The following is a 12,324-nucleotide window of genomic DNA, read 5'->3' on the forward strand; positions in this document are numbered from 1 at the left end:
CCGGTCTTGGCTCGATATGATGCGGGTTGATCCCATCCGTCGTGACGAAACCGACGGCCACACCCGGCGAGGCTCTCGCCCAATGGAAATATATGCATGCGAGCACAGTTCAGTGAGTTCACCTTCGGTTTTTCCCTCGTCTCGGAGTTGGCCAACACTCTGGAATGCAGGGCGGCCCCAATCTTTCCAAGCCTGATCGAGGAGGGACAACCGGGTTGCGGGTATGACGTTGTCATGGACCTCGCCGCCGTCCCCTTCTTCCTACAGTTCAAGCTTTCAGAGCATCTAAAGACCAACGCCGCCAAAGAGGCCAAGCACCCAAGCGGGCTGATCTCCGCGCCTTACAGGCGTTTCCACATCACGAGCCCCATGAAGTCCAATCAACACGCCTCACTCCTGGGTTTGGCGAGCACGGCAGAGCACGTTTATTACTGCGCCCCGGACTTCTATCGCACCGACGACCTGAACTACCTTTGGGGCAGCGGTGGCGTTGCCCACGGATCGGTCTTTGTCCGCCCCGAAGACATCGGCCCCATCCATGACGACGAACGGCATGCCGTTTGCTTTAACGGCACAACGCTCAGCAACGACGAATGCGTTCTCTTCTCAAAGCCCAAAGCTCTGACGCCGTTTTCGATCGCTAAGGCACGTGACTCGGTTCATGCGTCCCTTGCTGAGACAAAGCTGCCACTTCGCAAGCTGCTTGACCGATGGGAAGAGGATTTCGAAAAGGCCGGCCAAGTCGCGCGAAGTGTTCAAGACGAACAGGAGACGACGATCCAGAAATTGCTGGAAGAAAGGCGTCGCGCGGCTCTCGAAGACCAGGCTATCGACCAATCTGACCGCCAACTCACATTCAGAATCCAGACCTTCTACGAAGATCCCGAACCCATGGCCCTTCGAACGCGCGTTCCGGTGCCGACCGAGGCAGAAGCGGATCCAATGACAAGAAGACTACATGAGCTCAGCCGACGGGCTGCTACCGAGTTTGGATCGCAGATGTTTGTCCTGCAGCCTCAGTCTTCTTGACCCCAGTGCCGGCTATGCGGATCTACCCCTGCCACTTGCTCTTCCGCGGCATTTCCCGGCAACCATGCGAGGCACCGAGCCTGGGTCATCGCTCGTGCAAGGCTGAACTGAGTGCTACCGTTTGCGGCTTGGACGTTGCGTCAAGGCAGACCCTGCCGCTGACTTGGCTGCTTTAGATGCCCTTGGGTTCCGGAGTGTTTTTGAGGCCGCGCTCGCAGCCTTCTTGCTCGTTACCTCCTTGCTCCGCACCTGCGTCAAGGCGGATCCCGCCGCCGATTTCGCGGCACTGTTGGCGGTTCGGCTCCTCAGCGTCTTGCTTGCCGCAGATGCAGCGCGTTTGCCGGTGGATTCTGATCGCGTTCTTCTGGGCATTGCTCAAGTTCCTCGTGGTTGTTGGTGAGCGGGAGTACATTTGATGGCTTCTCTCGATGCTGAAGCATCTATTTTTGGGACCAATTCTTCATTCGTTGATATAGGCGCAGTAGCCAATTGCCTTGAGGGACGGAGCGCGTGGTGGGTTCCGCCGACGATGGTAGGGCCTCCTTATGCCAAGAGGACTTCCGGCGCGCATCGCGCCGACGACCTGCTGCGATCTGATCGTCAGTCCAGTCGCCCGCCCATTCGATGCGGTTATCCGTGATCAGATAGTGTGATCGGCATGGGAAGCCCCAGTTCCCCACGGACGGCCGTATCGTGATGGCCTTTCCATCGAACCGCAGCCTCCAATCCGTCGGATGGAGCGGAAGCACGACCTTCTCGCCGCATCCGCAGGCGCAGCGATGCGCAGTCGTCGCGTATTCGCCTGAAATGTAGAGTACGCCTTCCTCCAAGTCCTTTGGGATGAACTCAACAAACCTCGGCGTGATTTCCTTCTCTACCGACTTCATGCCGCACTTCTTATCATTTGACGCGTCTCGATCTGATAGTGCCAAATCGGTTCGGCAAAATTGGCGTAGAAGCCTCGAAAACCCTTCCACAGCTGAACCGCCATGTCGGCATTCAGAGAGTTCAAATCCGAAATCTGGATGTTGTTCTCGTAGATGTTTTCTCGGCCGCCGGGATCGAGGGGAATATGGGGCCTGACCGAATCCCTATTTTCCTTCGTGCTCAAGACGGCCCGAAGAGTTCCGCCGATGCCATTGCTGCTGAGGTGCAAACCCATTCCGACATCGACGAAGGGCAGGCCTCTGCGCTCGAGCTCAGAAACGATCTCGGCCTTTTCGGGACACGCGTCGATTGCCAGGAAAGCGAATGTCGCCCCCTCGAGAAGTTCCAGGTTTGCAGCAGTAAGCTTCGTGGGATGTGGCACGATGTTCCGCTTCATCCGTCCGTAACGTGCAGCGTGGTAGTGCACTTTGAATGGTGGCGGTTGCATTTCTTCAAGTGACGGCGTGCCGGGTGAACGATAGGCATTGTGGGGATACTGTCGGTCGCCATCGATCAGATGGTTCCTGAGCACAGGTGTCTTCGTCGCGTGGTCCAGAATGTATGCGCCGGTGCCACCCAAGCCGATGTGGGCAATAACCTCTCGCTTGAAAACACTCGCCAACTTCGTTGTACCCGCTCGGGCTGATGCGCTGTCGGGGAAGACGAACGGGTCATCCTCCGAGGCAGTTGGCGGCATCGCCCCAACCCTTGCTGTCGCCGTCGGATCCAGAGCGTGGACCTCGCTGAGGATAATGTCCTCGTAAGTCCGCACTTTTTCATAGAAGTCCGCATAGCCCCTGTGTCCTCCACTGGTATCACGAAGCTTGTTCGAGAAGCCGTGCTGGAACGTAATAGATCCGACCGTGGTGCATCTCGGACTCGTCTTTCCGAGCGCAGAAAGTGGGTTGCCGTTTCTGTCGTGCGGTTCGCCGCCCGAGAACGACATGACGTGATCCCTGGGTGCAACGGTGCATTCCGAAGTAGCATCGAGCGCACAACCGAAGACGCCACGGCGAACGGCCCCATGTCGATCGAGGTAGGGGATCTCCTCGACCAACAGGTGACCGTCGGCAACGCTAACCGCATAGCCCTCCGAGACAAGGCGCTGAAGATCGGGGCTACGATTTATCAGTTGCTGAGACATTGAAGACCATCCCCTCGACAACGCGAACTTTGCCTCCTTCGAGGAGGACACCTTCGCGACGTCGCTTCGGCCCCCTCGAAAATGAGACCGTGAAGCAGATCAGAGCCCCTCCGAAGAGTTTCGGAAATGCGAGTTTTGCCAGATCCGAGAAGGAAAGACGCCCCTTATCAACGGTGATGACTTCGCCATTCAGGACCACATCGACGGTCTGATCCTTCGGATCGCCCGATCGGAACCTCTCAACACCCTTCGGCTTCAATGAAAGGATCTCGTCGTCCTCGATCACGCGATCACCTTTGGAGTCAAAATACAGATCCTCATCATCTGGGATGTCACCGATCAAGCGGAGTTCCAGTGCGGAAATCTGCCCTTCTCCCCATACGATTTCCCGTTCGTTCAGAATTGCGCGGAAGAGCCTGTCGCCTTCGAACAATCGGAAGCGCTGCGAAGCGGTTTCGCGCAAATCGACCTGTTCATCGAGGCCGATGGACTGCGTGCCTCGATCCATGATCGAGACTACAATGTATCCCGATGCCGGGCTGCGAGACGCAATCGCGAGAATGTCGCGACCGGTGATGACAGGGTCGTATGTCCGAAAATTCTGATCGTCGATTGTCAGGTCATATTCGACTTCTTGAGCGGCTTCTGACATGCCGTAGCTCCTTGTTTTACTGCCCCTACGCCGCGTTTCAAAAAGCTTGACGGCAAGCATTTTCAGTGATTCAAGTGTCTCACGAAAGAGACGCGTTACACAAAAGAGACGATTAACGTCTTACTAACGAAACACTTAGGAGCGCAGCCATGGCCCGTCAAGAGGAATCTTGTGCGTTACAAGCACTATGACTCTAAGCATCGAGAATCTCGGGAAAATGATCATCGAACACCGCGGAACACTTGGAGTACGAGCGGCGGCTAAAGAGATCGGGATTAGCCCTGCGACGCTCTCCCGTGTCGAGAACGGGAACGTTCCCGACCTAGCCACCTTCGCGAAAATCTGTGAATGGCTGGGTGAAGACCCTAATCGGTTCCTTGGGATGCAACCTACACGAAAGCCGACAGAAACCGCATCCGTGCAATTCCGTAAGAAAGATGCCACGCACATCGATACCGCGACGGCGCTTGGCGGCATGATCTTGAAAGCGCAAGAAGCCCTTCGTGACAGAGAGAACCTCTAAGGATGCGGCGCGGGTTCAAAACTCAAGCTGAAAAACTCGCGCTGAAACATAGGGCAGCGGCTGGCCTCAGCCCGCGTGACCGCCTGGACCCAAGAGCTTTCTTGCAGAGGATTGGGATCCTGGTGTGGGAACCTGCCGATGTCCCGGACATCGATTTGGGACATCTTCACCAGCTCACCGTCGTGGACCCTGATAGCTGGTCAGGCGTCACCATTAAGGTCGATCAGAAGACGCTGATTATCGTAAACTCTAGCCACCCGGTTGGGAGGCAGGCAAACACCTTGATGCACGAATGGTCACACATTGAGTTAAGGCATAAGCCCAACCGCGCAGATCGCTCTGACGGTGGACTGCTTCTCCTGAGTGACTACCCGAAGGAATTTGAAGAAGAGGCCGACTGGCTTGCGGGGTGTATGCTCCTACCCCGCGACGGCTTGCTATTTCACTGTGGCGCTGGCTTGGACGCTCAAGGAGTAGCTGATCACTACGGCGTGAGCCGACAGCTAGCCACATGGAGGATCGGTAAGACGGGCGTAAAGAGACAACTCGGAGCCCGCCAATACTAGGACCCGCCAGCCAGGGTTTTGCGTCCTTGACGGGGTGGTCGACGTGGTAATGCCGTTCAATCGACAGCTATGCCCAAGAAGCTCTATTGCAAAGCGAACTGGTGATCTTGGTCGAAGCGTTTTTGCGTGCTCCGTTCACTTGCGTTTGTAGTCTCGACTGGCTTTAGCACAGCGAGTCCGGCAGTTGCCAATTGCGGGAAATCGGGCCCGAAGAGCGGTAACGATAATGGGACCCAATATAAATCGGATCAATAAACTGTTTTGGTTTAGGGCGCATCCTACGCCGACTACACTCAGACGTTGAGGTGTGGCGCAGAATGCCATTTTCCCAGGTGTAAGATCGAACTGTGTCTGGGCCACTTATAATGGCGTTTGGCGGTACTCTTTGACTCCCTCGATCTGCAGTTTAGTGGCCAGGGTTCTGAGTAGTGGGAAGGATTCATCAATCTTCTGCGCTTCGCGAACGATCGACCGAGCATCGTCAAGATGGCCAAGATTTGCTGAGCAGCTGGCCAGGTTGCAAAGTGTGCGCACATCAACACCATCCAGTGTCAAAGACTTGCTGTAGTAGTGTATCGCGCGTTCGTATTCTCCCATGGAGTGAAAAACGGTGCCGATCTCAAAACACAGATCAGGATAGTCTTCCTCGCCGAATGCGTCCTGCCAAACGGACTCCAACTCTTCGCAAAATTTGGATCGCCGGTCCTCTGGCAGGGCCTCAGCAGCATAACGCCTCAAGCCTGATGACAATTGCCGAAAGGCAGCCGGGTCGCAATGAGACAGTCGCAGCGCATGTGGCAGAAGTCCGCCTGCGTTTTCGTGCGCTTCGACCGTCTGCACAAGTCTGTCGATTTCCACGTAGCTAAGGTCGCGCAGGTCCGAGACGATGGCGCCACAAATTGCCTCCATGGCTTCGTCATTCGCACCGCGCCCTGCGACGACCAAGGACAGGGGATCGCTTGAAAAGAGTCTCGCGGTGCGACAACCGAAGCGTTCCAGAGTGGCGACCATACCCGGCAGGAACACCGGAGCTGACACAGTTTGATGGCCCTCGACCGACACCTTGCCCGAGGCGCGAAACGCCTCGGCCTCCAGGAACTTGTCCGCAATGAGCCAGTAGCTCGGGTCAGATGATGCCGTGAAAAGTGACTCCAACACCTCGAAGGACACGAGCGACATTGGAAGCTTGGAAAGATCGTGCTCGTTTGAGACCCGATATAGGATCTCGGCCAGCTGATCCGGAATTTCAGAAGCCTGAGCATCCCTGAATGCATATCGCCACGTTGTCTCGTCCAGGCTCTCCAGGTCAATGTGCCCGAGCTTCAGGGACGGGCCCGAAATCTCGAATATGTCGAATGGAAGTGAATCGAAAAAGTAATTGGCCACGTAGATTGTGAGACGACCATCGGTCCTGGACGAAATGGACGCTCGAACATCCTCGTCCGTGATATCGCCGGCAATGAATTTTATGTCACTGATACTTATTGATGAGTCTGTGCCGAGGTTCTCCGAAAGCCTTTCCAGCGCGCGCTCGGAACAATCATGCGCGACATAGCGGACCGACCCTGTGAGGGGCGCCTGGCTCAATGCCGACAGAAGCTTCTTCGTGAACTTTCCGGACCCAATCCCGAGCTCGACGACCGAGATATCTTCACCGGGGTGCAGCTTGGAGATTTGCGCGATGGCATTTGCATAGGAAAACGCCACCGAGCGGGAGCACGTGACCCTGTGGGGAACACCTTTCCCATTCCAGAGGCTGCCGGGGTTGTCCTTGTAGATGTTGAGTGCGTTGCGCCAAAGCGGCGCTTTCCCGATACGACAGGGTTGTTCGACAGTGAGTGCCGAATTATCCATCTCTTCGAGAATGATCGTGCCGGCGATCGCCGTGTCGAGGGGTCTGGAGGCAGCTGCCGTGGTCGTGCTCGCCCGAACCTTAGCTGGTCCCTCTTCTCGAATGGCAAAGACATGGCCGATCAGCCAGCGATAAGCTTCGCCGTCTTGCCCCGGCTTCGCCAACAAAGGCGTCGTCTGGTGCCAGAATGGCTGTCGAAACACAGAGATTCCGCCGCTCGCGGATATGTCCCAGGATTGCGAGAAGTCGCCATCTTTCTCATGAAGGAAATATTGCGCCTCCACGGCAGGGCTCGACAGCATAAACTGGATGTCAACGTAACCATCACGTGCCCACTCGTATTCCGGATGATGGTCATTGTGTGGGCCGACATAGTCTCCAACCTTGTACCGGATGATCTGGGTTCCATGACCTCCGGATAACTTCAATCCCGTTGCCGCTTCTGCAAACGCCGTGAAACCACTGCTCGCAAGCATCTCGAAGAGACCAAGCGCTTCTACAGCCCGCATGGCGTCAGGGTCGCGTCCGTCCAGAATGACCGAATCCACTCGCATCGACTTCCCGAAGCTCTCGGAAAAATTCCGTTGCATGGATGATATCCAGCCCGGGTCGACCCCGGCGTGGATGGGCTTCAGTCTTGGCTTAAGGTGCAACTCAAGGGCTTGCAGGCATTCGTCGCAAGCTCGCGCCGGAATGACGTCTGGCTCGATGAAGAAGAAGCTACCAAACGGGTTGATCGGTGCGCGTTTCTCCCGGCTTCGCTCACCGACAGCGCGGATCTGGTCTGCCGAACACCAGTCATGGAAATCGCTTGGGAAGACCGGGGCAATCCGGTCCTCAGTCATGCGTTCTTATCTTCACCGTGTCCGGGTTGACAGATTTCACCGCGAGGCTGTCGCCCTGGATGCTCTTGACGGCAATCTCCTGGTTCTCCACGGACTTAATTGCCACGGAATTTCCGTCGGCAACAGACTTGATGGCCACATCGACGTCGCCAACCGACTTGATGGCAACCTGATCACGGTCGACCGGCCGGACCGTCAGGCCTTCTTCAACGGACTTGATTGCCAATCCGCCTTCCGAGATCGCCTTCAAAGCAAGTTCTTTGTCGCCGACTGATTTTACAGCGATACCCGCATCGGTGATCGACTTAACTGCAATCTCGCCGCTAACAGACTTGATCGCGACATATTGCTCCGGCCCGACATCCTTGACCGCAATCTCTTCGAAGTTCTCCCCGGTGTCGTCGATCGACATGATGTTTTCAGCCGAATGCTTGATGTCAGTGTTGCCGCCATCAACCACAGTGCCGTCCGTTCTGTAATAGTAGAAACGGCCGTCCTCCATGATATAGACGGGCGTTGCCGAAAAGAACTTGTATTGAATGGAATCTTCTTCGGCATAATATCCCGCGTGGCGCTGACCTGCAGGGATGATATCAAACGTTCCGGGCTCAATGATCCGATCCCGGTTGTCGTCCCTGATCCTACCGCTGAGGAGAAAAAGTGTCTGCACCGTTGGATGGTAGTGGACCGGGAACGTCGCACCCTCGTCAATTCGCGCCAGTTCGATCGTGGTCCCCATCACGGGGTCGCAGTAGAGAACTTTGTTGTAGACCCCTTTCCACGGCATCGGCTTCCAAGGGTGATCGTCGTGCTGGCCGACTTGCGCAAAATACCTAGCCATATCAATTGGATGCATCAAATAGCCCTCCCTGAAAATTCAACTGTCAGTAAATCATTGAGTTTTCATGCTACCATAGATTGGGTCATAATTCCAGTTGCTCGGTGGCATTTCAGATACTGGTCACTGGTATTTAGCCCAAGCGTGCGTATCGATGCGGTTACAACACCCTGCCAGTACAACGCTTGAAGTAGGTCATTGCTTAAGTGAAACCGGTAACGCTCGTTCGTTGTAACCCCACAGTGGTAAGTGGCTGCACGTCAGCGCGGTCACGATGGTATCCAGTTTTCGGTTTCGAAAGCGTGACTTTGGAAGCTCGCCCGACCGGCAACGATAACAGGACCCATTTTCGGACATGGGTAGATGGACCTTTATTCACGATCTGGAAATTCGAAACAGGAAATCGTAGTGGGCCTGTTCGGCGAGTTTTCGGCCTGCTGCCCAATTCTCAAGCCCTAATGATCATTTTGTCCGTCAAAATCCTGTTTGCCACGGTCAATTCAAAGTCGTTTGGGTTTGGCAACCTGTCATCTTAAGGTAGTATGTTTTCAGTAATACCTTTCTAGATTTTATTTTGGAGTGACATACCTTGTTCCCGCGCCTTGCCTTATTGACCGTTTTTTATGTTTCCACTTCGCTTGCGTTCCTTTCCGATGCATCCGGCCAGACGTTCGATAGCTCTGCTCTGCGCGCGGATATCCACGACAGGTTGCGCTCCGGCCATGTCGATATCCCGTACATTCAGACCGACGAAGCGATGGCAAGGATTCATGCTGACGAGACAACGACTGGCAGCCTAGTGTTGTTCTATACAAGAAGGTCTCAGGACATCGACGATTGGGTGAACAGCAACCCTCAAGATGGTTGGAATCGGGAACACCTCTGGCCCCAATCACGTGGAACGCGTGGTCGTCCCATGAAATCAGACCTCTTTCATCTGATGCCGACCGACGCGAGCGTGAACCAGAACCGAGGCAACCTCAACTTTGACGAAGGCGGCGACCCTGAGGGAGAGGCTGCAGACACTTTCCTCGATGGTGACAGTTTTGAGCCAGCAGATGAGGTCAAGGGCGATGTGGCTCGTGCCCTCTTCTATATGGATGTCCGGTACGAAGGCACGAACGGCGAGCCGGACCTAAAGCTTCTGGACGAGATGACAACATCCGGCGATGTCACGATCGGTAGTCTTTGTACGCTTCTGGCGTGGCACACGGTCGATCCTGTTGATGATGCAGAGCGCAAGCGAAACGATGATACGGAAGTCGAGCAGGGAAATCGGAACGCGTTCATCGACGAGCCCGAACTCGCTGAATTGCTCTACGTCGCCGAATGTGGGGCGCCTGCGGTATTGACGCTCGCTGATCGAACGGCATTCTCGACACTCGAGGATACCCTCCGCATCGGCACGTGGAATATCGCCAATCTGCATCACGAGACGGGCGTCGGCCTACGTGGTTCGGCCCTGCCGCGTGATGACGAAGACTACGCTCGTCTCGCCGAAGTCGTAGTATCAATGGACCTCGACATTGCTGCGCTGCAGGAAATTGGATCCCCAACCGCCTTGGCACGGGTCTTTCCCCCAGAGGACTACCACCTGGTTTTGTCAGATCGTTATGTTGCTGGCGCCGAGAACGCCCCCGCAGAAGACCGTGACATTTATACTGCGATGGCGTTCGCGAAAGACAGATTTCCGGAGTTGCCGCCTGTGAGCACGTTCGAGGCTCTCGGAATTGGCCACGTGGGATTTGATCGGGATGGAACGCCGAGCATTCGGCCTACAAGGGCTGGTATGATCACGGAAATCCAGCTTGGAGGCGAATCGGTCAAAATCCTGAACGTGCATCTGAAGTCGTCGTGCCACAGGTTCGCGTTGTTCCCCATCCAGGATCAGAACGCGTCTGGAGAACCCTATAGGTCTCGTTTCGACTGTAGAACGCTTGGGGCACAACTCAACATCCTGGAGAGCTGGCTCGAACAGCAGGCGGCGCAAGGCACTGCCACCATTGTTCTGGGTGATTTCAACCGTGACATGAATGCGGAAACTGAGGAGGGCGAACCCCTTGATGCATTCTGGCGTGCCCTAAACGATGGCACACCGAACGCTCTCGAGTTTGAAAAAGGTCCCCTTGGAATTGACGAGGTGTGTTGGCCCGATCACGGCGACCGATTTGAGGACCACATCGATTTTGTCGTTTGGGACACACGTGTGAGCGATCTGGCAAGTGTCTCGGCCCCCGTTAAACTGACCATGGGGCATGAGAATGATCCAAAGTACGCCACGATCCCGGATCCCGAAAACCCTGGGCGTACTATCAGGCAAAGGCAAAAGTTGTCTGACCATTGCCCGGTCGTGATCGAAATTGGCAATTGAGGAGACAGATTATGAGTACACCACACCCGCTTTATGACGCGAAACTCTCCGATTTGAACATCGCGGTCTTCGACCTTGAGACCACCGGGCTTTATGCCTCGCGTGACGCCATTATCCAGGTTGCCGTCGTTCGAGTTAACGCTAGCGCAATCGGTGACGACTGGATGACGCTCGTCGATCCCGGCGATGGCCATCGCCCAATTCCCGAATTTATCGAGGATTTCACGGGCATCGAAGACGGCCAACTTGACGGTCAGCCCGACCTGAAATCAATGATGACCAGCTTCGATGGTTTTGTTGAGACGCGGGTTGTTGCCGGACACAATGTTGCGCGCTTCGATCTTGGCTTCATTCGGCGCGCGGAGATCCGCACAGGTGTCGATGTTCAGTCTGACTACTTCATCGACACACTGAAAATCATGCGGCGGCTGCATCCTGAATTGGAGAGTAAATCGCTATCCGCCTGTGCGACGCACTATGGCATCCCCTACGACCCCAACAATTTGCATGACGCGCTCGTCGACACGCGTTTAGGTGCGGAAGTTATGTTGAAGCAGATCGCGGAACTCGCCGACCGCGATGTCCATACTTTTTCCGATATGTTGCAGTTCTTGAGCTGATATCGCTCGCATTTTTCGGGCTTCATTGTTCGGTACATCACGCGGCCAAAGATCTCAGACCCATGCCCATAGTAGCACGTGGGTGCTGGAAACGCCCGTACATGCCTCATGCGATGATGAACGTGCACCGGTTGGCTCCGGCGAGTTTCCCGCTTCAGAAGGACGTGGCTTTGATCACGTATCGCGTGTCATCGTCGCGGATGATCCGTTCCAAAAGCACAAAATCACTTGGTTGGCACCCCAAAACTTCGGCAGAGATGCGCCCGTCTACCGCGGCTAGCGCCTCGGGTTCAGAAATGTCCATACACATCGGGCTGTCGCCACCGCTGTAGATGATCGAATGGCGTTTCTCGCTTGGTAATCGCGCCATAAAGGTTGCTGCAATTTCTCCTTCCATGAATCCCGAGAGTTTTAGCATCAGAGTGTTCGTATGCGTGAACGGTACGCCATCTCGGGCCTTGCTGTTATGCCAAGAGCAAAGTGGCATCAGATAGCTGTCCGCGCCGAACTCGACCCTACCGTCGGGGTTCGGAGTCATGTGTCCACCAACGCTGAACTTAGGATGGGAGTTACCTTCCGGGGTCTCGTTCGTGACGTAGCACGGGGCGTTAATGCCATTGGCGATGAGCAGCCCCTTCCAGCTCTCTCCATTGATCTGAGGATCGTCCGAGCTTCCATCAACGTTGTACAGAACACCGGGATAATTGATCAGTTGGGATCCGGTCGAATAGAGTTCGGCCTGGCCCCAGCGATCGGCGAAAGCTGCTAGCACGTCTCTTTGTTCTGCCAGGTTCATTGAAGTACCGTAGCGGCGAAGAGGTATTCAGGCAAATCTTGCTCATGGCCTTGATCAAAGCCGGTCAGTCAGCAATGGTCGAATGGAATTGAAGTAACGATAACTAGGAATTATGGATTCTATACAGTCATTTGGGACCGAGCTTGCGATAGCCGCTCTAA

General features: G+C 55.2%; 12 protein-coding genes. 5 read left to right on the top strand and 7 right to left on the bottom strand.

What is annotated here, in order from left to right:
- Positions 1-96: 96 nt before the first annotated feature.
- Positions 97-1,029, top strand: coding sequence for a hypothetical protein (locus SLH47_RS20965; protein ID WP_320242372.1), 933 nt, complete (start codon positions 97-99; stop codon positions 1,027-1,029).
- A gap of 172 nt (positions 1,030-1,201) precedes the next feature.
- Here SLH47_RS20965 and SLH47_RS20970 read toward each other — a convergent pair whose 3' ends face one another.
- From SLH47_RS20970 to SLH47_RS20980, 4 genes are all read right to left on the bottom strand, one after another.
- On the bottom strand, positions 1,202-1,408 hold the full coding sequence (locus SLH47_RS20970; RefSeq protein WP_320242373.1) for a hypothetical protein: 207 nt from the start codon (positions 1,406-1,408) through the stop codon (positions 1,202-1,204).
- A 61-nt stretch (positions 1,409-1,469) separates the two neighbouring features.
- Positions 1,470-1,916 (bottom strand): DUF6527 family protein, encoded by a 447-nt coding sequence (locus SLH47_RS26410; protein ID WP_413785663.1) that lies wholly within the window; start codon positions 1,914-1,916, stop codon positions 1,470-1,472.
- The gene (locus SLH47_RS20975; RefSeq protein ID WP_320242374.1) at positions 1,913-3,100 is read right to left on the bottom strand and encodes a ThiF family adenylyltransferase; all 1,188 of its coding nucleotides are present in this window, start codon (positions 3,098-3,100) and stop codon (positions 1,913-1,915) included. The genes SLH47_RS26410 and SLH47_RS20975 overlap by 4 nt, the downstream gene beginning before the upstream one ends.
- Positions 3,075-3,752, bottom strand: a complete 678-nt coding sequence (locus SLH47_RS20980) for a multiubiquitin domain-containing protein (protein ID WP_320242375.1) — start codon at positions 3,750-3,752, stop codon at positions 3,075-3,077. The genes SLH47_RS20975 and SLH47_RS20980 overlap by 26 nt, the downstream gene beginning before the upstream one ends.
- A gap of 187 nt (positions 3,753-3,939) precedes the next feature.
- Between SLH47_RS20980 and SLH47_RS20985 the strand changes: the two genes are divergently transcribed.
- Both SLH47_RS20985 and SLH47_RS26415 read left to right on the top strand, forming a co-directional pair.
- On the top strand, positions 3,940-4,275 hold the full coding sequence (locus SLH47_RS20985; protein ID WP_320242377.1) for a helix-turn-helix transcriptional regulator: 336 nt from the start codon (positions 3,940-3,942) through the stop codon (positions 4,273-4,275).
- A gap of 2 nt (positions 4,276-4,277) precedes the next feature.
- Positions 4,278-4,841 carry an ImmA/IrrE family metallo-endopeptidase gene (locus SLH47_RS26415; protein WP_413785664.1) on the top strand — a complete coding sequence of 188 codons (564 nt, stop codon included), beginning with the start codon at positions 4,278-4,280 and terminating at the stop codon, positions 4,839-4,841.
- A 360-nt stretch (positions 4,842-5,201) separates the two neighbouring features.
- Here SLH47_RS26415 and SLH47_RS20990 read toward each other — a convergent pair whose 3' ends face one another.
- Together SLH47_RS20990 and SLH47_RS20995 are read right to left on the bottom strand one after the other, a co-directional pair.
- Positions 5,202-7,538: an SAM-dependent methyltransferase gene (locus SLH47_RS20990; protein ID WP_320242378.1), complete on the bottom strand. Its 2,337-nt coding sequence runs from the start codon at positions 7,536-7,538 to the stop codon at positions 5,202-5,204.
- On the bottom strand, positions 7,531-8,394 hold the full coding sequence (locus SLH47_RS20995) for a cupin domain-containing protein (protein WP_320242379.1): 864 nt from the start codon (positions 8,392-8,394) through the stop codon (positions 7,531-7,533). Before SLH47_RS20995 ends, SLH47_RS20990 begins: the two co-directional genes overlap by 8 nt.
- Before the next feature lie 691 nt (positions 8,395-9,085).
- Between SLH47_RS20995 and SLH47_RS21000 the strand changes: the two genes are divergently transcribed.
- Both SLH47_RS21000 and SLH47_RS21005 read left to right on the top strand, forming a co-directional pair.
- The gene (locus tag SLH47_RS21000) at positions 9,086-10,747 is read left to right on the top strand and encodes an endonuclease (RefSeq protein WP_320242387.1); all 1,662 of its coding nucleotides are present in this window, start codon (positions 9,086-9,088) and stop codon (positions 10,745-10,747) included.
- An 11-nt stretch (positions 10,748-10,758) separates the two neighbouring features.
- Positions 10,759-11,367, top strand: coding sequence for a 3'-5' exonuclease (locus SLH47_RS21005; protein ID WP_320242380.1), 609 nt, complete (start codon positions 10,759-10,761; stop codon positions 11,365-11,367).
- A 154-nt stretch (positions 11,368-11,521) separates the two neighbouring features.
- Here SLH47_RS21005 and SLH47_RS21010 read toward each other — a convergent pair whose 3' ends face one another.
- Positions 11,522-12,163 (bottom strand): hypothetical protein, encoded by a 642-nt coding sequence (locus tag SLH47_RS21010; RefSeq protein ID WP_320242381.1) that lies wholly within the window; start codon positions 12,161-12,163, stop codon positions 11,522-11,524.
- Positions 12,164-12,324: the final 161 nt, after the last annotated feature.

This window comes from Cognatiyoonia sp. IB215182, from assembly GCF_033963905.1.
In the GTDB taxonomy this organism is placed as follows: Bacteria; Pseudomonadota; Alphaproteobacteria; order Rhodobacterales; family Rhodobacteraceae; genus Yoonia.